The sequence below is a fragment of the Croceibacterium selenioxidans genome (assembly GCF_018599195.1).
GTDB classification, from domain to species: Bacteria; Pseudomonadota; Alphaproteobacteria; order Sphingomonadales; family Sphingomonadaceae; genus Croceibacterium_A; species Croceibacterium_A selenioxidans.
The window spans coordinates 568,985-588,917 of sequence record NZ_JAHFVK010000001.1; the positions used below are offsets into that span (position 1 = coordinate 568,985).

At 63.7% G+C, this 19,933-nt stretch carries 20 protein-coding genes; 3 read left to right on the forward strand and 17 right to left on the reverse strand.

From position 1 onward, the window contains the following. Positions 1–287: 287 nt before the first annotated feature. The 3 genes from KK137_RS02790 to mgtE form a co-directional block, all read right to left on the reverse strand. Positions 288–2,105 (reverse strand): methyl-accepting chemotaxis protein, encoded by a 1,818-nt coding sequence (locus KK137_RS02790; protein ID WP_214534520.1) that lies wholly within the window; start codon positions 2,103–2,105, stop codon positions 288–290. 97 nt (positions 2,106–2,202) lie between these two features. Then, positions 2,203–2,595 carry a DUF1489 family protein gene (locus KK137_RS02795; protein ID WP_214534521.1) on the reverse strand — a complete coding sequence of 131 codons (393 nt, stop codon included), beginning with the start codon at positions 2,593–2,595 and terminating at the stop codon, positions 2,203–2,205. 6 nt (positions 2,596–2,601) lie between these two features. Further along, entirely contained in the window at positions 2,602–4,047 is a 1,446-nt protein-coding gene (mgtE, locus tag KK137_RS02800; protein WP_214534522.1) for a magnesium transporter, read from the reverse strand. Positions 4,048–4,146: 99 nt separating this feature from the next. Here mgtE and KK137_RS02805 point away from each other — a divergent pair, with 99 nt between their 5' ends. Continuing rightward, positions 4,147–4,611 (forward strand): peptidylprolyl isomerase, encoded by a 465-nt coding sequence (locus KK137_RS02805; protein WP_214534523.1) that lies wholly within the window; start codon positions 4,147–4,149, stop codon positions 4,609–4,611. Between the two features lie 55 nt (positions 4,612–4,666). Here KK137_RS02805 and KK137_RS02810 read toward each other — a convergent pair whose 3' ends face one another. From KK137_RS02810 to KK137_RS02835, 6 genes are all read right to left on the reverse strand, one after another. After that, complete coding sequence (locus KK137_RS02810) at positions 4,667–5,662, reverse strand: nuclear transport factor 2 family protein (RefSeq protein WP_214534524.1); 996 nt, start codon at positions 5,660–5,662, stop codon at positions 4,667–4,669. A gap of 63 nt (positions 5,663–5,725) precedes the next feature. Further along, entirely contained in the window at positions 5,726–6,604 is an 879-nt protein-coding gene (locus tag KK137_RS02815) for a LysR substrate-binding domain-containing protein (RefSeq protein ID WP_214534525.1), read from the reverse strand. 324 nt (positions 6,605–6,928) lie between these two features. Beyond that, the gene (locus KK137_RS02820) at positions 6,929–7,858 is read right to left on the reverse strand and encodes a hemolysin family protein (protein ID WP_214534526.1); all 930 of its coding nucleotides are present in this window, start codon (positions 7,856–7,858) and stop codon (positions 6,929–6,931) included. After that, positions 7,848–8,369, reverse strand: a complete 522-nt coding sequence (gene ybeY / locus KK137_RS02825) for an rRNA maturation RNase YbeY (protein WP_214534527.1) — start codon at positions 8,367–8,369, stop codon at positions 7,848–7,850. The genes KK137_RS02820 and ybeY overlap by 11 nt, the downstream gene beginning before the upstream one ends. After that, positions 8,369–9,181: a nucleotidyltransferase family protein gene (locus KK137_RS02830; RefSeq protein ID WP_214534528.1), complete on the reverse strand. Its 813-nt coding sequence runs from the start codon at positions 9,179–9,181 to the stop codon at positions 8,369–8,371. Before KK137_RS02830 ends, ybeY begins: the two co-directional genes overlap by 1 nt. 38 nt (positions 9,182–9,219) lie before the next feature. After that, positions 9,220–10,254 (reverse strand): PhoH family protein, encoded by a 1,035-nt coding sequence (locus KK137_RS02835; RefSeq protein WP_214534529.1) that lies wholly within the window; start codon positions 10,252–10,254, stop codon positions 9,220–9,222. 171 nt (positions 10,255–10,425) lie between these two features. On the opposite strand from KK137_RS02835, the gene KK137_RS02840 reads away from it, so the two are divergent. Further along, the gene (locus KK137_RS02840) at positions 10,426–11,172 is read left to right on the forward strand and encodes an SDR family NAD(P)-dependent oxidoreductase (RefSeq protein WP_214534530.1); all 747 of its coding nucleotides are present in this window, start codon (positions 10,426–10,428) and stop codon (positions 11,170–11,172) included. A 3-nt stretch (positions 11,173–11,175) separates the two neighbouring features. Here the strand turns inward: KK137_RS02840 and miaB are convergent, their stop codons facing one another. From miaB to KK137_RS02880, 8 genes are all read right to left on the reverse strand, one after another. Beyond that, positions 11,176–12,507 (reverse strand): tRNA (N6-isopentenyl adenosine(37)-C2)-methylthiotransferase MiaB, encoded by a 1,332-nt coding sequence (gene miaB / locus KK137_RS02845; RefSeq protein WP_214534531.1) that lies wholly within the window; start codon positions 12,505–12,507, stop codon positions 11,176–11,178. 11 nt (positions 12,508–12,518) lie between these two features. Next, positions 12,519–13,232 carry a lysophospholipid acyltransferase family protein gene (locus KK137_RS02850; protein WP_214534532.1) on the reverse strand — a complete coding sequence of 238 codons (714 nt, stop codon included), beginning with the start codon at positions 13,230–13,232 and terminating at the stop codon, positions 12,519–12,521. 23 nt (positions 13,233–13,255) lie between these two features. Continuing rightward, entirely contained in the window at positions 13,256–13,678 is a 423-nt protein-coding gene (locus KK137_RS02855) for a Fur family transcriptional regulator (protein WP_214534533.1), read from the reverse strand. An 85-nt stretch (positions 13,679–13,763) separates the two neighbouring features. Beyond that, a complete protein-coding gene (locus tag KK137_RS02860) occupies positions 13,764–14,204 on the reverse strand; it encodes a Ros/MucR family transcriptional regulator (RefSeq protein WP_214534534.1) in 441 nt (146 codons plus the stop codon). A gap of 121 nt (positions 14,205–14,325) precedes the next feature. Beyond that, positions 14,326–14,808, reverse strand: a complete 483-nt coding sequence (gene rimI, locus KK137_RS02865; protein ID WP_214534535.1) for a ribosomal protein S18-alanine N-acetyltransferase — start codon at positions 14,806–14,808, stop codon at positions 14,326–14,328. Next, a complete protein-coding gene (tsaB, locus tag KK137_RS02870; RefSeq protein ID WP_214534536.1) occupies positions 14,805–15,422 on the reverse strand; it encodes a tRNA (adenosine(37)-N6)-threonylcarbamoyltransferase complex dimerization subunit type 1 TsaB in 618 nt (205 codons plus the stop codon). Before tsaB ends, rimI begins: the two co-directional genes overlap by 4 nt. Before the next feature lie 11 nt (positions 15,423–15,433). Further along, positions 15,434–16,027 carry a malonic semialdehyde reductase gene (locus tag KK137_RS02875; RefSeq protein WP_214534537.1) on the reverse strand — a complete coding sequence of 198 codons (594 nt, stop codon included), beginning with the start codon at positions 16,025–16,027 and terminating at the stop codon, positions 15,434–15,436. Further along, positions 16,027–16,602, reverse strand: a complete 576-nt coding sequence (locus KK137_RS02880; RefSeq protein ID WP_214534538.1) for a NifU family protein — start codon at positions 16,600–16,602, stop codon at positions 16,027–16,029. The genes KK137_RS02875 and KK137_RS02880 overlap by 1 nt, the downstream gene beginning before the upstream one ends. A 316-nt stretch (positions 16,603–16,918) precedes the next feature. Here KK137_RS02880 and KK137_RS02885 point away from each other — a divergent pair, with 316 nt between their 5' ends. Then, entirely contained in the window at positions 16,919–19,864 is a 2,946-nt protein-coding gene (locus KK137_RS02885) for a M16 family metallopeptidase (RefSeq protein WP_214534539.1), read from the forward strand. The last annotated feature ends 69 nt before the right edge of the window (positions 19,865–19,933 follow it).

Below are 19,933 nucleotides of genomic sequence, written 5' to 3' on the forward strand. Positions count from 1 at the left end.
GCGCCTCGGGTCCGACAGGGCCGAGCAGCGAGGTTTGCCGCAGCCCTCGCCGCCGTTCGCACTCCATGCTCGCGCAAGGCAATCCTGTGACGCCCAGGACGCGCCGGCCTTTGCCCGTCCGCGACTTTGGTCTTCCCGGCGTTAGGCCCGCACTCGCCCGCGGGTGGTTGGCTGTGCCTGCTCCCCTCCCGCAAGCGGGAGGGGGATACCCTCCAGATCCTCCCCGAGTTCGCTCGGGGAGGGGGACCGCCGACGCAGTCGGGGGCGGACGGGCTCTCGCGGGAGGATCAAGCCGCGCGCACGTAACCGAGAAACTCGTCCACCTGACCCCGCAGGACTTCGGCCTGGCGATGGAGATCGCTGGCCGCATCGAGCACTTGCGCCGCCGCCGCCCCTGTCGAGTCCGCCGTCTCGCTGACCTGACCCATATTGTAACCGACTTCGTCCGCTCCGGACGCGGCGCGGGCGAGGTTGCTGGCCAGTTCCTTGCTCGCCATCATCTGCTCGTCGACCGATTGCGCGATCGCCACGGCACTGCCTTCGAGTAGGTGGACCTGTTCCGCGATCTGGCGCAGCGCGGCGATGCTCTCTCCGGTCGCATGCTGGATCGCCTGAATGCGATCCGCCACATCGCCGGTCGCGTCGCTGGTTTGCCTGGCGAGCGCCTTCACCTCTCCCGCCACGACCGCAAAGCCACGCCCGGCCTCACCGCTGCGCGCCGCCTCGATCGAGGCGTTGAGGGCGAGGAGCGAGGTCCGCTGAGCGATCCCATCGATCATCCCGACAATGGTTTCGATCTCGCCGGTGGAGTTGGCCAGGGCGGCGACAATAGCGTCGGCTCCCTGGACGATCCGCCGCGCGTCTTGTGCCCTTGCGGCGGAGCTGGCCGCCTGCTGGCTGATCTCGCCGATCGAGGCCGCGAACTGGTCGCTAACCGATGCGGCGGCGGTCATGCCACCGGTCGACTGCTGGATCGACCGGGAGACGTCACCGGTGACCTGCGCCGATTGGCTGGCCCTGGCGGCCATAGAACTGGCGGTCAATTCCAGTTGCTTGGACGCGGTGGCGACGCCGCTCACGATGCCACCGACGGTATGCTCGAATTGCGACGCCACCTCGTGCATCAGCCGAATCCTGCGGTCGCGCTCCATTTCCTGCCGCACGAGCTCCTCACGCGCGGACCGGGCAGCCTCTTCCTGCAAGGTGGCCAAGTCCTGCGCGCTCTTCCGGAACACCGCGAGCGCTCGCGCCATCTCGCCTATTTCGTCTTCGCGCGCCGTGCCGGGGACGGCGACATGGCGATCGCCTTTGGCGAGAGCGCTCATCGCGGCGGTTATCTCACGAATCGAATGCGAGGTCGTCCGGGCAACGAAGCGAGCTCCCACGACGGTGACCGCGAGGCCGGCGGCCAGAAGTGCGACCACGGCCGCGACGAGTTGCCAGCCGAGCCGGGAAACTCTGGCCGTGGTGGACTCCGAGGCTCCGGCCAGCCGCTTCTCGACTCCGCGAGCCTGCTCGGCCAGTTGCTCGCCGCTGACGTCGATGGCCTTGGCGAGGGCGTCGCCGCTCGCCGACGGACCGTACCGAGCGACCGAGTTCTTGAGCGCGCCGAGTTCATTCTCGAACCCGTCGACCTGGTAGCGCAGCCACTCCATCGCCTCGACCGCTTGCGCATCGGTATTGAGCGACCTTTCCCGAGCCAGCTCCAGCCGCTCCTTGGCCCTGGCGAGCGTTTTCCCAGCTCGCTCGATCTCGTCCCCCTCGCCGGTCGCGGCGTAGCGGGAGGCGTAGTACCGGCTGTCGGCGATGCTCGAAGTCAGTTCGGCGGAAGCCAGGGCCGCTTCATTGAGGACCCGTGATCGTTCACTGCTGGTGGCGAGTGTGACCATGGCGGCACCGACAGTCAGGCCAAGAACGACCAGCAGCAGGGTCATGCCCCCTGCCGCTAGCCCGATACGGGCGGCCAGCGACTGGCGCGCCTGGCGCCAGGGCCGGGCCAGTCGCTCCTTGATCGAAGCGAGCAAGGCATCGTGCGGTGCGAGCACCACCACGCCGTGCAGGCGCGCGGATGCGGCGCCTGTTTGCGCCGGAACCACCTCGCTCATCATTGATCCCCCGGCTTTTGCGTCCCTTAACTAACGGGCGCGCTGGCAGAGGATTGTTACAGAGCCGTGGCAAAGGGTTGCGCGGCGCTTAACCTCTTCAGGCCAGCCCCAGCTTGCTCAGTTCGCGAACCAGGCGGCCGGGCATGACGTCGCCCGAGGTCTCGCCGTCTTCCAGATCTGCGGGCGCATCCGCTTCCTCGAGATAACGCCAACCCTGGTGTGCCCGTTTGGCGCGGGGGTGGACCAGGACCAGGCGCGGAGCGAGGCGGATGGTCCATCGCCCATCGGGGCGTTGCTCGAAGCCGCAAATTTCACTGCGGGCCACGATCGCATGCTCGATGATCCAGTAGAGCGATCCCCCGATCATTTCCTCATGCCTCTTGGGCAGATAGCGCGTCGTCATCAGAGCCTCCGGCCCGGCCTCGACCCATTGCCTGAGGTTCTCGATGCTGCCCGAACGATAGGCGATCTTGGTCATGCTCAGCGGCATGACAAATCAGTTCACCAATCCGGTCGCGACCGCCAGCCCCAGGAAGACCAGGAAGCCCATCGAATCCGTCGTCATGGTCACGAAGATCGACGAAGCGATCGCCGGGTCGGCGCGGAACCTCTCGATAGTCAGCGGGACGACCACGCCGGCCATGCCCGCAATGAGAATGTTGGCCATCATCGCCAGGCCGATCACCAAACCGAGGTGCCATTCGATTCCCGCCGGTAGTCCAAGGCTCCAGTCGGCGAACAGGATGCTCACCGCCGTGCCCGTCACCAGGGCGAGACTGAGGCCGTTGAGCAAGGCGATCGACAGCTCGCGCCGCACCGCGCGCCAGCTGTTGCTCGATGTGAGCTGGTTGGTCGCCAGGGCCCGGACGGTCACCGCCAACGTTTGCGTGCCGGCATTTCCGCCGATCCCGGCAACGATCGGCATCAATACCGCGAGCGTGATGAGTTGGGCCAGGACGCCTTCAAAGCGGTAGATGACGAACGAGGCGACCGAAGCGGTGATGAGGTTCGCCATCAGCCAGCGAACACGTGCGGAATAGGACTCCCGGATCGGCTCGTTGATGTCGCCTTCGCCCGCGCCGGACAGAAGCATGACGTCCTCGTCAGCCTCTTCCTGGATGATGTGGACTACGTCGTCGACGGTGATCTGGCCGACCAGCCTGCCGTCCTCGTCGACCACCGCGGCGCTGATCAGGGCGTACTTCTGAAAGCGCAGAGCGACTTCTTCCTGGTCCATCGTTACCGGGATCAGGGTCTGGTCACGCTTCATTACGTCCGCCAGCGGGATCTGCCGCGGAGTGCGCAGGATCCAGCTGAGCTGACAGGTGCCCACCGGCTTGTGCGTGTGGTCGACGATGAACACTTCCCAGAACTCGGTGGTGAGCTCGTCATGCTCGCGCAGATAGTCGATCAGGTCGCCCACGCTGAGGTGTTCGGGCACCGCCACCAGCTCGCGCTGCATCAGGCGGCCGGCGGACTCTTCGGGGTAGGACAACGCGCTTTCGATGGCCGCGCGGTCTTCCGGCTCCATTTCCGCGAGAATGGCGCGCTGGTCTTCGGGCTCGAGGTCCTCGATCAACTGGACGGCGTCGTCAGTGTCGAGTTGCTCGGCGATCTCGGCCACGGCAGAGGCGGGCAGGGCCTCCATCATGTCGTCGCGGACGTAGTCGTTGAGTTCGGCGATGACCTCGCCGGTCAGCAGATCGGTGATGGCGGCGGCGAGGCGACGGCGCTGGTCACGTTCGAGCAATTCGAACAAGTCGGCGATGTCGGCTGGGTGGAGTGGTTCCACCAGCTCGTAGGCGCGGCTCTCGTCGCCCTGGTCGAGCGCTTCGATCACGGCGTTGACGAACTGCGGCTTCAACCGATTCTCCTCGTCGAGCTCGGCACCATCCTCGCGGGGTGCCTCCTGTTCCAGCTCGGTGAGATCCTGTTCGGCCATGATTCGGCCCTATTCTCGTAGGCCGCAAAAGCAAAGCGGGCGGGTGACATCCTTGGCTATAAGCTTATATCCCGCCCACAACTTTCAGGAGATACCCTCATGGCCGACGAAAAGCTGACCTTTACTCTCGATACTGGCGACGGGGAGGCCAGGGATGTCGTGATCAAGCTACGGCCTGATCTCGCGCCCGGTCATGTCGAGCGGATCACCGATCTCGCGAAGGAAGGCTTTTACGACGGCGTCGTGTTCCACCGCGTGATCCCGGGCTTCATGGCCCAGGGCGGCGACCCGACCGGAACGGGCATGGGCGGTTCCGACCGACCCGACATCAAGGCCGAATTCAACGCCGAACCGCACGTGCGTGGAACCTGCTCGATGGCGCGGACCCAAGTGCCCGACAGCGCCAACAGCCAGTTCTTCATCTGCTTCGACGATGCCCGCTTCCTCGACAAGCAGTACACCGTCTGGGGCCAGGTCGAGAGCGGCATGGAACACATCGACGCGCTGCCCAAGGGCGAGCCGCCGCGGCAGCCCGGCAAGATCGTCAAAGCGACGGTTAGCTGAAACAAAAAAAGGGGCGCCGGAAGGCGCCCCTTCTACATTCGGCTAAGACCCGCGCCTACTCCTGCTCCCTCGTCGGAGCGACGTTGCGGTACTGGATGTACCACTTGCCATCGACCTTCACGAGATCGTCCACGCCCTGGCCCGCCGCGGCCATCACCGGGGCCGTGGGGCTACCGAGGGCGCCACCGGTGCCGAACACGGTCTGGTGATAGTAGTGATAGCGGGCAGTCGTCGGTCCGGTGAACTCGAGCCACTGGTTCATCGTGAAGTGGTGCATCTTCCCGATCGTCGCGCCTTCGGCCCGGCGCTTGTCTTGCCCGGCGACGAGGTCGGTGATCATCTTGCGCAAGGCGTCGTGGCCCTTGACCTGCCCGAACGCGCCGTCCGGGGTGAAGTTGGCGGCGTAGGCCTCGGCATCGTAGTGATCGAGCGAGCGGTCGTAGCGCCACATCAGGGCGTTGATGGCCGCTCGGTCTTCGTCGGTTCCGAGATAAGGCGCCGAGGCCGCGGCCTGGGGCGCCGGGCCCGTCGGAAGGGTCGCCGGGTCCCAATGCTCGTCGGCCTTGCCGTCAACGAAGCGCCAGGTGTCGAACCAGGTGGTGGTGTAGCTCTGGCTCGGATCGTCGGCGTACGGAACGATGCGCTTGGTAAGGATGGTGACGTAGTCCCCTTCGGCCATCACCGCGACGACCGCGTTGGGATCGTTGGCGCTCAGGTTGGGGCAGGGAACCGTCGGAGTGCGCTTGGCTACATTGAGGAAGTAGTCCTGCACGCCCTTCAGGCCCGAGGCGGCCACAGGGTTGTGCTGAATATAGCGATCGGTCAGCCATTCGCCGGCGCGAGCCCATTCGTTGCACTTGAGCAGTTCACGCTGAATACGCAGCGCTGCCTGCTTGTTGCGATGGAGCTTGCGGTCCGGGCTGGTGAACAGCGATTCCGGGTCGGGGTGGCCGACGACCGGGTCGCTCAGGGCCCGCATCTGGGCAAAGGCAGTGGTCGGGGCGATCGCTGGACTGAGCGTCAGCGCAGCGGCCAACAAAGCGAACTTCATTTGCACGGTGTTTCCTCTCCTGAACCTCCCGGCGCTTCTTGGCCGGTGAATGGCGGCAATATCCTACAGTCCTGCTTCCACGAGCCAATCATGAAATAGGCGCACGGGCCGGCTGTCGAGATCGACGGGCCGGCAGACGAACCAGTAACTATAGGGGCTGTCGATACGGATGTCGTAAAGCTTGGCAAGACGGGGGTCGTTGTTCCGCTTCAGGTGATCGTCGTGCATCACGGCAATACCCAGGCCCTGGGCGGCGGCTTCGAGGATGAGCTGCCCGGAATCGTAGTGGTCGATCGCCTGCGGCTGCAGCCCCTGAAAACCGAGCGCGGATTTCCACGCGTCGAAGCTCAGCGGCATGTCGGTATGGATCAGGAAGGTCTGCTTGCTTAGCGCCTTGATGTCGGGAGCCGGCCCCAGCTCGTCGGCCAGGGTGCGGCTGCAGATGGCGTGGACCGTGTTCTGGTCCAGCTGCACCGAATGAAAGCCGGGGCCGGGATCGGTCGTGAGCAGTATTGCGGCGTCGAGGGTATCGCCGACCCGGTCGATCAGGTGTGGGCCGGTGTCGATGTCGATGTGCAATCGCGGATGGAGACCGCGTAGCTCGGGGAGCCGGGGAAACAGCCGCTGCGTGCCGAAAAGCGGAAGGACGCCCAGCCGCAGGCGCAGGAGCTGCAGGTTCTCCGATTGTGCCTGCACGGCCACGGCCAGCGCTTCCAGGTGGGGCGCGACGTTGTCGTAGAATTGCCGGCCTTCTTCTGTCAGTCGCATGGTCTGGCCGGTGCGCGAGAACAGTTTGCGGCCGGTGAACTCCTCGAGGTTGCCGATACGCCGCGAAAGCGCCGACGGGCTTAGGCCAAGCTCGTTCGCCGCCGCCCGCGCCGATCCGAGACGGACGACGCGCACGAACGCTTCAAGCGCACGAAGAGGAGGAAGACGGCGCATCAATGCTTCTGTTCAGAAAAATGCAACTGGTGTCGAGCCGTATTGGCAGCAAGTTGAGGAAAAAGATGAACTGAAATGCAAAGTGTTCGAAATCATGCCTCTCCCAAGCCCGGCCCCGTGGCCCTGGCGCCTTTCCGTTTTGTCATGCCGAAGTTTTCGCAGCCCCATCGCCCCGTTCTCCCGGATCTTACCCGTAAAGCGAGGTCCGGGTGTACTACAGTTGAACGGCAGCGCTTCGCTTGAGGTGTCCGCACGGCGACGGCCGAGGCCGGACCTGAACTCTGTCGTGGGAGAGGGCTGCCTGGGCAGCTTGGCGCGCTCCGTTCACTCCTCGACTTCAGCTTCGGCTTCGTCAGGTTGATGTAAACGCAACCGAGTGACGTGGGTTTCGTCGCCGCCGGTCACTTCGATGCACCATCCGCTAGGGTGGCGCAGGACAGCTCCGACCTCGGGAACCTGCTCCGCCAGAATTGTCGCGAGGCCGCCGAGCGTGTCGACCGCTTCGTCGACCTCGGCTATGCGCGGATCTCCTACAGCGCGGGCCACGTCGTCGAGCTCAGCCCGGGCATCGACATCCCACATGCCGTCGCCGATCGGCACTACGAGCTCGATTGGAGCGTCGTCGTGTTCGTCTTCAATGTTGCCGACGATCTCTTCGACGAGGTCCTCGATGGTGATGATCCCGTCGGTGCCGGAGAATTCGTCCACCACGATGGCCAAGTGAATCCGGCGAGAACGCATGTCGGCCAACACGTCGAGCGCTCCGCGCGCCTGCGGCACGTAGAGCGGTTGGCGCATCAGCGTTGTCCAGTCGGCAGGCGGCGGCGTACCGTTCGCGAGAAACGGAAACACGTCCTTGAGGTGCATCATGCCGATCACCTGGTCGAGCGTTTCGCGGTAGACCGGAAGACGCGAATGCCCATGCTCGGCAAACAGGCCGACGAGCTCGTCCCAGCTGGCATCCGCCGAAACCGCGATGATTTCACCCCGCGGGATCGCCACGTCGTCGGCGTCATGTTCGCTGAAGTGCAACAGGTTGCGGAGCATGGTGAGCTCCGCTGGCGACATGTCGCTCTTGGAAGGCCGGTCGTCCCCGGCGGACTGCTCATCTTCGTGCTCGTCGAGCGCTTCCTCGATCTGCGCCCGCAGCGAGGTTTCGCCTTCGTCGAAAAAGCTCCGGATCGCGTGCCAGAGCCCGCGTCTACTGTCCGCGTCTCCTGTACTGGATTCGCCCGGTCTTGAATTATCGGGCATCGCCCTCTTGCTTTCCTTTTTCCATGTCGCGGTCCCCATATGGGTCAGCGATACCGCAAATCGCAAGCGCCTTTATTTCCAGCGTCTCCATGGCATCGGCGTCGGCGGGAGAAATCTCGTGGTCGTATCCGGCAAGATGCAGCAGGCCGTGCACGATCAGATGGCTCGCGTGAGCTTCCAGCGACACGCCCTTTTCCAGGGCCTCACGTGCGCAAGTCTCGTGGGCGAGGGCGATGTCACCGAGCAGTTCCGGGGGGCCCGTGTGCCCGAGCTCAAGCAGACCCTGCCGCTCAAGCATCGGGAAGGATAGGACATTGGTGGGCTTGTCCCGCTGTCGCCAGTCGCGATTGAGTTCGTGGATTTCCCCATCGGACGTGAACAGGAGACTGGCCGACAAGCGTTTGTTGGCCAGTTCGGGCGCCACCGCCGCGGCAGCCTCTGCCGCGCGAGATGCCAATACTTCCCACCGGCCTTCCGGCCAGGGCTCTTCGATATCGATCTCGAGCTCCATCAGGCGGCGAGGTCGGGCGCGCCTTTGGCGCGCAGCAACCTTTCGGCCACGAGATGACTAAACTCGGTGTCGACGTCGATTGCCAGTTTTCCGTCATCGACTATCTGAACGGCGATCTTCTTCCCAAAGCGGGCGGACACGCGCGAGAGCATCCGTTTCACGTTGAAGAGGCCGAGCCTGAAGCCGATCAGGTTGGACAGGCCGAAGGCCGAGATGAAGCGCTTCGGAAACTTGAGGAACTGGCCGCCACCCCGGAATATCTCGCCCACCTTCTTGGCCGAGGCGTCCTTCATCCAGAAGGAATTGCAGCCCGAAAACTCTCCGTCACGGAATTTCCAGAAGCGCGGCTGGCCCTCTGAGTGGGCAGCCAGAATATCCTCCTTACGCGCGAACATGGCGGCGCAGTCGGCACCTTCAGCCAGCGCAAACTCATGGAAGCCGCGCAGCGCCTCGGGCGTCATGAGCACGTTGTCGCCAGTCGTGACGAGTACAGGGTATTTAACAACGGTCGTGGCCGCGAACACGCTCTCCAGAAGGTTGTGCGCAGCGGCAACCACCTTCAGCCGACCGGCCTCAAAGAAGCGGCGCGCCTCCGGCTCGTTATCGAGCGCGTGGGGGTCATTGATCGAAACGATAATCGGGGCGGTGGGGAAGGCGGCATCGACCGCGTCCAGCACGTAGCCGATCAACGGCCGGCCCAGCAGCGGGACCAGGCACTTGTGTTCGATCCCGTACTTAGCGGCGAGGGGGTCGACTTTACCGAGTCGCTGGCCAGCCAGAATCAAGACTGTGGGAACGGGCTCTGACGCCATATCGACTTCGCTCTGCTTCCTACCCCAGACGGAAGAGCTCAGGCGCTCTTGCCCTCGTAAGCCTCGACGATCCGGCCGACCACGGGATGGCGGACCACGTCGATGACAGAGAACCGGGTGACCCCGATCCCGTCGATGCCGGTCAGACGGTTGACCGCATCGATCAGCCCGCTTTGCGCATCGCCGCCGGGAATGTCGACCTGTTTCGGGTCTCCGCAGACCACCATCCGGCTATTCTGGCCGAAGCGGGTGAGAAACATCTTCATCTGCTCACGGGTGGTATTCTGGGCTTCGTCCAGGATCACGAAGGCGTCGGCGAGAGTGCGGCCGCGCATGAAGGCGATTGGGGCGATTTCGATCTCGCCGCTGGCGATGCGACGATCGACCTGTTCGGGAGGCATGCAATCGTAAAGTGCATCGTAGAGCGGGCGGAGATAGGGATCGACCTTCTCCTTCATGTCGCCCGGCAGGAAGCCGAGGCGTTCCCCGGCCTCGACCGCAGGACGGCTGAGGATGAGACGCTGGACGCTACCGGTAATCAACTGGCTGACGGCCTGAGCGACCGCTAGATAGGTCTTGCCGGTCCCGGCTGGGCCAAGCGCGAAGATGATGTCTCGCGAGGCTAACTGGCGCATGTAATCGGCCTGCATCGCCGTGCGAGGCACGATCGTCTTGCGTCGAGTCCGGATCATGATCGGCGGGCCCTTGGCGTCGCCGGTGATGATGCCTTCGAGCGTAGGTTCGTTGGATCGGGCAATGAGAGCTTCGATCATACCCGAATCCAGCTCGGCACCCGTCAACAGGCGTTCGTGGAGGGCCACGAGAACCTCGCGGGCACGGGCGACGTCATCCTCGGCGCCTTCGATCACGACCTTGTTACCGCGCGCGGCGATCAGCACGCCGAGCCGATTTTCGATCAGGACTAGGTTGGCGTCGAATTCGCCGAACAAGGCTCCGAGCATTGCCTGCTCATCGAACAGGACTTCGACCCTGGCGCGGCGCGCTGCGTCGCGCCGGTCTTCGGGATGGGCGAGCGCCGAGGGTTCCCCGGCGCGAGTAGCTTTACGGGCCATGCGCTCCTTTCAGTCTGAGTCGGAAGATACTGCGCCCCAAGCTCCCCGCAAGCGGGGTTGCGAAAAGCCGTGGTGGAAAAACGCCAAACTCCGCTCCCCGGGTCAGAGGACAGAACAGAACAAAACAAGCGGTCGATCATTGGAGTGGGATCGAATTGGTGGAGATCGGTCATGGCTGAAGATTTTTCCGGCAAGGTTGCCATCGTCACAGGCGGAGCGTCCGGTATCGGCGCGGCTATCGTCCGTGACCTGGCCGAACGCGGCGCCAAAGTTGTCGTGGCGGACTACAATCTGGCTGGGGCTGAGGAGGTGGCTACCGAGGTGGGTAGCGGTGCCAAGGCCTTCAAGGTCGACACCTCGGATGCTGGCGCTGTGGAAACGATGGTTACCTTCGCCGTGCAGGCCTTCGGCCGGCTCGACCTGGCGGTCAACAACGCGGGGATCGGCGGCCAGAGCGCACCGATCGGCGATACCGAACTGAGCGACTGGCACCGCGTGATCGACGTCAATCTCCACGGGGTGTTCTACGGACTTCGCTACGAAATTCCGGCGATGCTGAAGACCGGTGGCGGTGCCATCGTCAACATGGCCTCGATATTGGGGGCGGTAGGCTGGCGCGGTTCGGCGGGTTATGTCGCCGCCAAGCACGCGGTGGCTGGCCTGACAAAGACGGCGGCGCTCGAATATGCGACGCAGGGCATTCGCGTGAACGCCGTCGGGCCCGCGTTCATTGCCACGCCACTGATCGAAAACAGCATGGACGACGCGGCGCGAGCGGCGCTCGTCGGCCTCCATCCGATGGGGCGCTTGGGAACCTCGGAAGAAGTCGCGGCGCTAACCAACTTCCTGCTGAGCGACGCCGCCAGTTTCCTGACCGGGGCCTACTACCCGGTCGATGGTGGCTATCTGGCGCAATAGCCGTCAGGCAGCTTCGGCGGCCCCGGATGTGAGGAGGAGGGCGGCGAGTGAGTTCGGGCCGGCCTGGACCAGTTCGACCTCTACGACGTCGCCCATCGCGGCTTCGCCCTCGAAATGCACCGATTGCAGCCAGGGAGACTTGCCCAGCCACTGGCCGGGCTTCTTGCCCTTGCGCTCCACCAGGACCTGGCAGTGCTTGCCGACACTCGCTTCGTTGAAGGCGAGCTGGTCACGGTTGATGGAGGCCTGCAGGCGCTGGAGCCGCTCGTCCATCACGTCGCCGGCGATCTGGTCGTCCATCGTGGCTGCGGGAGTGCCCGGGCGGGGTGAATACTTGAAGCTGAAGGCCTGCGCGTAGCCGACCGCGTCGACCAGTCGGAGCGTTTCCTCGAACTCCGCGTCGCTCTCTCCCGGAAAGCCGACTATGAAGTCCCCGCTTAAGGCCAGATCGGGCCGGGCCGCGCGGAAGCGATCAAGCAGGCGCAAATAGCTGTCCGCGGTGTGGCTGCGGTTCATCGCCCTGAGCACTCGGTCACTGCCGCTTTGTACCGGCAGGTGCAGGTAGGGCATCAGCTTGTCCACTTCCGCATGAGCGCGGATGAGGCCCTCTGTCACGTCATTAGGATGGCTTGTTGTGTAGCGGATTCGCCGTAGATCAGGGATCTTGGCGAGCTCTCTTATCAGGCTGTCGAAACCGGTTTCGTCATTTGACCAGGCGTTGACGTTTTGCCCAAGCAGCGTGATCTCGCGCGCGCCGTGCTCAACCAACGTCTCCGCTTCGCGCAGCAAATCACTGAAGGGTCGGGAAATTTCCGCCCCTCGCGTATAAGGCACGACGCAGTAAGTGCAAAATTTGTCGCATCCCTCCTGGATCGTCAGAAACGCGCTCGGCCCAACGCGGCGCCGAGCGGGAAGGGCGGCGAATTTCGCATCCGCCGGCATGTCGGTGTCGGCGGCTCGTTGGCCTCCCACGACCTGGTCGATCATCGACGGAAGCCGGTGGTAGGCCTGAGGACCGACCACCAGACCGACGGCCGGCGCGCGTGCCATGATCTCTTCGCCCTCTGCCTGCGCGACACAGCCGGCGACCGCGATCATCGGCGGACGGTCGCCACCAGCTTTCACGAGGCGCCCGATATCCGAATAGACCTTCTCGGCCGCCTTCTCGCGGATGTGGCAGGTGTTGAGCACAACCAGGTCCGCCTCCGCACCCTCCGGCGCGGCGCGCATGCCTTTCTCTGCCAGGAGTTCGGCCATGCGCTCGCCATCGTAGACGTTCATCTGGCAGCCGAAGCTCTTGACCCTGAAGGTCTCTGGGGCGCGGATCTGTCGCATGGGCTGGCCCCTTAAGGGATTTGCGCCGCGAGTGGAAGGCGCAAGGCCTGTGCGATGGCCTGCTGGGCTTCCGCCGTCATGGTCTTGCGGTTCGCCAATGCCTCGCCCGACAGGGGCTCAAGGAAGCGAATGGTCAACTCTATGCGCCCCCGGCGAGACAGGATCCGTCGCACATTGGTCATTCCAGGCTCGTCGCCGAACCAAGCGATCGCGGCAGCATCGGCGTAGTCGAGCGCGACAGGCTGGATCGGTACCTGGCCTGCCAGGGGCTCAACGGCCGACAGCAGCGAGCTTCGGAATGGCAGAAGGGCGGTTCCATCGTCGGTGGTCCCTTCGGGAAAGATGACCAGCGGCCTGTCGGAAAGTGCGGCGCGCACCTGCTCGACCTGGCTGGCCACGGAGCCTCGACGATCGCGGGTGATGAACACCGTATCGTTCTGATCGCACAGCCACTTGAGCCCACCGTGTCCGGCAAGCCCGCTGTGGGCGACGAAGACAGCCTGGCTGGTCTTCGCGAGGGCGAGGATGTCGAGCCAGCTAATATGGTTGGCAAGGAACAGCCCACCCCGGCAGGGTACGCCTTCGGTGCGAATGCGCAGGCCTGCCACACGGCCCATTAGACCCAGAAAGATAGGAGGCACGGCGTCCCGCCTCCAGACCAGCGATACCAGCACGTGGAGCGGGACTATGGTCAGAAAGACGAGCGCGACGCCCAGCCACCTCACGCCGCTGCGAACGAAGGCCAGCCTCAATCCTCGCGGTCGATGCGGACGCCGTACAATTCCATGCGATGGTCGACGAGCCGGTAGCCGAGCTTCTCTGCAATCACCTTCTGAAGGGCCTCGAGCTCCGGATCGACGAATTCGACGACCTTGCCAGTCTCGACATCGATCAGATGGTCATGATGCGCTTCCGGTGCGGCCTCATAGCGGGCCCTGCCGTCGCCGAAATCGTGGCGATCGAGAATGCCCGCTTCTTCGAACAGGCGCACGGTGCGATATACGGTCGCGATGGAAATCTTGGGATCGATCGCGGATGCGCGCTCGTGCAGAGCTTCGACGTCAGGATGATCCTCTGCCTCGGACAAGACGCGGGCGATAACGCGCCGCTGCTCGGTAATCCTGAGGCCCCTCTCTGCGCATAGCGCTTCTAAATCTATCGGTTGATGCAAGGTTCGCCTCTAAGCCACGACTGTCAGGGCAGTCGGCCCCGCCACTATGGAAGCGGCGAGGCCCTTTTTCAACCGCCGGAACGAATTAGGCGGCGACCTTCTTCCGCCGTCCCCGACGCTGGCCGGGCTTGCGGCCGAGGCCGATTTCCTTGGCGAGCACACGGCGCTTTTCCGCATAGTCAGGAGCGACCATCGGGTAGTCGGCCGGCAGGTTCCAGCGCGCACGATATTCGGCCGGGGTGAGCCCGTGATCCGTCATCAGGTGGCGCTTGAGCATCTTCATCTTCTTACCGTCTTCAAGGCAAACCAGATGATCGGACTTTACCGATGCACGGACCGAAACGGCCGGCTGCAGCTTCTCTTCAGGCTGCGGCGTGGAGCCCAGGCCTGCGAGCGCACCGTAGACGTTCTGGATCAACGAAGGGACGTCATCGACTGAAACGCTGTTGTTGCTCACATGAGCGGCAACGATGTCAGAAGTGAGAGTGATAAGCGTCTCGGAGAGATCGCTTTCGATTGTAGCCATGGGGAATCCTTCTTCGCGACTCGTCTCTATTGCCGCAAATTCGTCATATGCGGAGACGAAGGGGCACTTGCCCCTTCCGAAGATCGTTTACAAGGGTCGGAATCGAAAATTCTTGACCGTTTTAGTTGAAGTCTTCGCGGATTGCGTCATTTTTGTGGAACGCGAACGTAATCGCATCGAGGGGTGTTCCCATACCGCGTCGGTAATAGTGCCTGCGGCGACCGACATTTTCGAAGCCGTACTTTCGATAGAGTGCTTCGGCCGAATTGCCTTCGCGCATTTCAAGAAACAACCGAACCGCGCCACGATCATGGGCCGCTTCCATAAAACGCTGCATAAGGATCGAGCCGATACCCTTGCCCTGGTGGACTGGATCGACAGCGATGAGCAGCAATTCCTCTTCGTCGGCCGCTCCGCGAGAAAGGGCAAAACCCGCCGCCTGTTGATCCTCTCGCGGAGTGGAGCCGTCGACGCCTGCCAGCAAGTAATGAGTATTGGGCATGACCAGCGCGTCACCGACTTGGCCGCGGCTCCATGCTTCGCCGAATGCGGGATCGAAAGCCGCATCCATGACGTGCATTATTCGATCGAGATCGTCGATCATGCGGTTCTCGATGGAAGCCTTGCGTCGGGCGGGCGACCGTAGAGGGGAGCAAGCGTCGAGGTGAACAACGAGGTCGGGAGCAGCATCAGGCTTCGCGCATCGGGCAGTATCGGCAGCGCGTCGCCATCACCGCGCAACTCGACGAGTCTTTCGGATTGATTGCCCGCGACCGACTGGTGGCGCGCAAACGAAGCGGCGTTGTCGGGAGGTAGCGAGACCAGGGCCTCTTCCGGCAGTCCCGATCCATCGAAGTTCTGCACGAACCATTCGCCGTGGCCGCCCGTCGTGCAGACGGTGACGGGTCCGTCTTTTTGCCGTTGGGCCATGGCCGCGATCAAGGCGAGCGTTGGATAGCCCAGGACCTCGGCATTCCAGGCGAGTCCCAGCGCTCGCGCCGTCGCCAGCCCAATGCGAACCCCCGTAAAGCTTCCCGGACCCAGCGACACGACCAGACGATCGGCCCGCCCCTTGCCGGGCAGCGCGGCGATCATCGGCACGAGCCGTTCGACATGCCCGCGACCGATCGTTTCGCAGGTGCCTTGAAGCAAATGGCCGTCTTCGAACAGCGCTGCCGAGCAGGCTTCCGTTGCGCTATCGATTGCGAGGGTCAGCACTGCCGGCCCGGTCAAAGCAGTCGATTGAAGGTGTCGAAGTCCGGGCGTGGGCTACGAGGAAACAGGCTTTCCCTGTCCCCGTAACCGATCGCGCAGATGAAGTTCGACTTCCAATTCGGTTGGTCAGCAAAGAAATCGGCGTCGACCGCTGCATTGTCGAAGCCCGACATCGGACCGCAATCGAGCCCGAGCGCACGAGCCGCGAGGATGAGGTACGCCCCTTGAAGGGTGGAATTTCGGAATGCCGAAGTCTCGCGCGCGGCAGCATCGTTCGTGAACCAGCTGCGCGCATCGGTGTGCGGGAACAGCCACGGCAGGTGCTCGTGAAATTCCAGGTCCATTCCGACGATCACGCAAACTGGAGCGCTGCGGATCTTGTCCTTGTTGCCCGCAGAGGAATGCAGGGACAACCTGTCGCGCGATGCTTGCGATTTGCACCAGATCAACCGAACCGGCTGCTGATTGGCCGAAGTAGGCCCCATCTTCACCAGGTCCCAGATCGCATGAATCTGTTCGTCGCTTACATCGCGATCGAGGAATTTGCTGAAACTCCGGGCTTCGCCGAAGATCTTGTCCAGCGCGGCGTCGTCGAGCGGTGCCGACATCACGCCGCCCGGACTTCAGTGACCTCGGGCACGTAGTGCTTGAGCAGGCCTTCAATTCCGTTCTTGAGAGTCGCGGTCGAGCTTGGACAGCCAGAGCAAGCGCCCTGCATGGTCAGGAACACCACTCCGTCGCGGAAGCCGCGATAGCGGATGTCCCCGCCGTCGTTTGCGACAGCGGGGCGTACGCGAGTTTCGATCAGTTCCTTGATCTGGTCGATGATGTCGGCATCGGCCGGATCATCTTCCATGACGTCCTCATCGGCAGGCACCGCGATGGCCCCGGCGTCCCCGCCGGCGAATAGCGGCGCCTGACTGACGAAATGGTCGAGGAGCACGGCGACCACCTGCGACTTGAGAGCGGACCAGTCAGCCCCGGGAGCAGCGGTAACCGAAACGAAGTCTTGGCCGAAGAACACACCTGTCACTTCGCCGGTATCGAACAGCGCCTGTGCCAAGGGGCTGGCTTCCGCATCTTCGGGTGACGCGAAGTCGCGAGTCCCCGACGGCATGACGCGCTGGCCTGGCAAGAACTTCAGCGTGGCCGGATTGGGGGTGGTTTCGGTCTCGATGAACATGCCCGCGATGTAGGGAGTCGGGGTGCCACCCGCAAGCTCGGGCTAGTCCGACGTCGGAGGGCATTTGTTTAGGTTCGACAACTCGCGCTTCGACCCGCAATCCGAGACGAGGGGTGACGGGGTGACACAGTTGCGCGCAATGATGTGGCCCCCCAAATCCTATTTCCCGTTTCCGGGACTGCAGGCGATGGGCCGATGATTCGACCTAGGGCAAATCCCCACTTGTAGGAAAGGGAACAATGTCGAATGCCTCCGTTATGACGATCATGACCGCTATTCACTGTCCCTTCATCACATCGCCGCCTATTTCCCGGCCATGACATTCTCTTCGCGCGCGCTGCGCGCCCTTTCCGCGCTGCTGCTGCTGGCCCCGATCCCCCTTGCGGCGCAGCAAGCCCCCATTGCCGTCGCACCGGTTGCCTCCGCCTCGGCTCAGCCGCGTTACGCCCAGCCGGACGATCCGTGGATCTATCGCGGAACCGACATCCCGGTCGACAAGGAGTGGCTGTTCGGCGAGCTGCCGAACGGCGTGCGCTATGCAGTTCGTCGGAACGGCGTCCCGCCGGGTCAGGTCTCGATGCGAATTCGCATCGACGCAGGCTCGCTGCACGAAAACGCTTCGGAGCAGGGCTTCGCCCACTTGATCGAGCACCTCGTGTTCCGCGAATCGAAGTACCTCAAGAATGCCGAGGCTATTCCGCATTTCCAGCGGCTGGGGGCGAGCCTGGGCAATGACACCAACGCCATCACCAGCCCGACCCAGACAGTCTACCAGCTCGATCTTCCCAACGCGCAAGGTCCCGTTCTTGACGAGAGCGTGCGCCTGTTTGCCGGCATGATCCGCGAACCGAAGCTCAGCGCGGCGAATCTCGCGGCGGAGGTGCCGATCGTGCTCGCGGAGCGGAGAGAGCGGAATGGTCCGGAACGGCGCATTGCCGAAGCGACGCGTGAAGTTCTGTTTGCCGGACAACGCCTGTCCGAACGCAATCCGATCGGCCAGGTCGAAACGCTGCAGGCCGCCACGTCGCAGGCCGTCCAGGCGTTCCACCAACGCTGGTACCGCCCTGACAAGACCGTGGTGGTCATTGTCGGCGACGCTGACCCCATGCGGCTGGCCGCGCTCGTCGAGGAGAACTTCGGTGATTGGCAGGCACCAGGCGAGCCCACGCCCGACCCCGATTTCGGCGTTCCTGCTGCTCCTGCCGGGGCCGATCCGGCCAATCCGGTAGGCGAGACACGCGTGTTGGTGGAACCGGGCCAGCCCCGCTCGCTGACTTACGCGGTCATGCGTCCGTGGCACCAAGTGACCGACAACATCGAATACAATCGCGGCCTTCTGATTGACTCGATTGCCGAAGCGATCGTCAACCGCCGGCTCGAGACCGCGGCACGAGCCGGAGGCAGCTACCTCTACGCCGGGGTCGAGAACGAGAAGACCAGCCGCTCTGCGGATGCGACTTACGTATCGGTCGCGCCGCTGACATCGGACTGGCAGGCTGCGCTGACCGACGTGCGCGCGGTGATTGCCGATGCCATCGCCATGCCGCCGAGCCAGGCCGAGATCGATCGCGAATTGTCCGAATACGACGTTATCTTCGCCAATATGGTCGAGCAGCGCCGGATTCAGGCGGGCTCGAAGCTCGCCGATGACATCGTCAACGCGGTCGACATCCGCGAGGCCGTGGCCGCACCGGAAACGATCCTCGAGGTGTTCCGCTCGATGCGCGACCGGTTCACCCCGGAAGCGGTTCATGAGCACACGCGCGACTTGTTCGAAGGCGTGGTGGTGCGCTCGTTGTACCTCACGCCGGAAACCGGCGAGGCCGATGCCGCGGGCTTGCGCAATGCCATGCTCGCCAAGGTCGACGGCAATGGAAACGAACGGGCATCGGCGGAAGCGATTTCGTTCGCCGACCTCCCGCCGATCGGCGAACCAGTGGCGCCTTCGGTCCGCGGGCCGCTCGGTGTCTTCGATTCTACCTACATCGACGACGTCGAAGGGCTGGCCTTCCCCAATGGCGTGCGCGTCTTGTTGTGGCCTACGGCGAACGAGCCGGGCCGCGCCACGGTCCGGGTGCGTTTTGGTGGTGGGTTGCAGGCTTTCAAGCCGGAGGAGGGTGCCTACGTCCAGCTCGGGCAGCTCGCGCTTGTGGGTTCAGGTCAAGGGTCGCTCGGCCAGAACGAACTTGAGCTCCTCGCCGCGGGCCGCAAGTTCAGCTTCGACTTCCGCATCGAGGAAGGGTCGTTCGTATTCGAGGGCCTGACCCGGGCAGAAGACGTAGCCGACCAGCTCTACCTGTTCGCATCGAAGCTCGCCTCGCCGCGCTGGGATGCCGCGCCGGTGGAGCGGGCCAAGGCCAGCATGCTGCTCTCCTACGGAACTTATGGCGGCAATCCGAACGGGGTGATCAACCGCGACCTCGAATGGCTGCTCAATGACCGCGACCCGCGTTACGCGACGCCCGATGCGGCCATGCTCCAGACCACGACCCCTGAGGGCTTCAAGGAAGTCTGGTCGCGCATGCTCGCGCAGGGTCCGATCGAAGTCGACGTGTTCGGAGACTTCAAGCGCGACGAAGTTGTCGAGGCACTCTCGCGAACTTTTGGTGCGCTTCCGCCGCGTGAGGCCGTTGCTCCGGAAATGCTCGCGAACACGCCGGGCTTTCCTGCCGCGAACAAGGATCCGGTGATCCTGACCCATCGTGGCGAGCCCGACCAGGCCGCGGCTGTGATCGCTTGGCCGACAGGTGGCGGATCGGCCGGATTGCCGGAAAGCCGCAAGCTGGAGGTTCTCGCCGAACTCTTCTCCAACCGCCTGATGGATGAGATGCGCGAGCGGGCGGGCGCCAGCTACTCTCCTTATGTCGGCTCGAGCTGGCCGCTCGACGTGCCGAGCGGTGGCCGCATCCTGGCGTTGGCCCAATTGCCGCCCGAGCAGGTTCAGGCCTTTTTCAACGCCGCGGACGAGATCGCCAAGGACCTGGCCGCCAACGGCCCGACCGCTGACGAGATTGCGCGGGTCAAGGAACCGAAGCTGCAATTGCTCAACCGCATCCAGACCGGTCACACGTTCTGGCTCAGCCAGCTCTCCGGCTCGGCATTCGACCCCAATCGTCGCCAATATCTGGGCTCGCTGATGCGCGATTACACTGAAGTGACCCCTGAAGAGCTGCGTGCCTTGGCCGCGCGCTATTTCGGTAACTACAGTGGCTGGCGACTTGCAGTCCTGCCCGAGAAGGAAGCATCTGCCGCCGGTCGCTAAGGCGATTGCACATGTAACATTTGCATGCGAGGCCGCCGGAGCGTAGTTGCCCGGCCCTCCTAGGATTAG

What these genes read in the sequence shown, in the direction of transcription:
- KK137_RS02795 (WP_214534521.1), bottom strand. Translation starts at nt 2,595, where the DNA reads ATGCCGCTGAGCATGACCAAGATCGCCTATCGTTCGGGCAGCATCGAG.
- KK137_RS02805 (WP_214534523.1), top strand. Translation starts at nt 4,147, where the DNA reads ATGGCCGACGAAAAGCTGACCTTTACTCTCGATACTGGCGACGGGGAG.
- KK137_RS02810 (WP_214534524.1), bottom strand. Translation starts at nt 5,662, where the DNA reads ATGAAGTTCGCTTTGTTGGCCGCTGCGCTGACGCTCAGTCCAGCGATC.
- rimI (WP_214534535.1), bottom strand. Translation starts at nt 14,808, where the DNA reads ATGATCGACGATCTCGATCGAATAATGCACGTCATGGATGCGGCTTTC.
- KK137_RS02840 (WP_214534530.1), top strand. Translation starts at nt 10,426, where the DNA reads ATGGCTGAAGATTTTTCCGGCAAGGTTGCCATCGTCACAGGCGGAGCG.
- KK137_RS02830 (WP_214534528.1), bottom strand. Translation starts at nt 9,181, where the DNA reads ATGGCGTCAGAGCCCGTTCCCACAGTCTTGATTCTGGCTGGCCAGCGA.
- KK137_RS02860 (WP_214534534.1), bottom strand. Translation starts at nt 14,204, where the DNA reads ATGGCTACAATCGAAAGCGATCTCTCCGAGACGCTTATCACTCTCACT.
- mgtE (WP_214534522.1), bottom strand. Translation starts at nt 4,047, where the DNA reads ATGGCCGAACAGGATCTCACCGAGCTGGAACAGGAGGCACCCCGCGAG.
- KK137_RS02820 (WP_214534526.1), bottom strand. Translation starts at nt 7,858, where the DNA reads ATGCCCGATAATTCAAGACCGGGCGAATCCAGTACAGGAGACGCGGAC.
- ybeY (WP_214534527.1), bottom strand. Translation starts at nt 8,369, where the DNA reads ATGGAGCTCGAGATCGATATCGAAGAGCCCTGGCCGGAAGGCCGGTGG.
- KK137_RS02875 (WP_214534537.1), bottom strand. Translation starts at nt 16,027, where the DNA reads ATGTCGGCACCGCTCGACGACGCCGCGCTGGACAAGATCTTCGGCGAA.
- KK137_RS02885 (WP_214534539.1), top strand. Translation starts at nt 16,919, where the DNA reads ATGACATTCTCTTCGCGCGCGCTGCGCGCCCTTTCCGCGCTGCTGCTG.
- KK137_RS02815 (WP_214534525.1), bottom strand. Translation starts at nt 6,604, where the DNA reads ATGCGCCGTCTTCCTCCTCTTCGTGCGCTTGAAGCGTTCGTGCGCGTC.
- miaB (WP_214534531.1), bottom strand. Translation starts at nt 12,507, where the DNA reads ATGCGACAGATCCGCGCCCCAGAGACCTTCAGGGTCAAGAGCTTCGGC.
- KK137_RS02790 (WP_214534520.1), bottom strand. Translation starts at nt 2,105, where the DNA reads ATGAGCGAGGTGGTTCCGGCGCAAACAGGCGCCGCATCCGCGCGCCTG.
- KK137_RS02880 (WP_214534538.1), bottom strand. Translation starts at nt 16,602, where the DNA reads ATGTTCATCGAGACCGAAACCACCCCCAATCCGGCCACGCTGAAGTTC.
- KK137_RS02835 (WP_214534529.1), bottom strand. Translation starts at nt 10,254, where the DNA reads ATGGCCCGTAAAGCTACTCGCGCCGGGGAACCCTCGGCGCTCGCCCAT.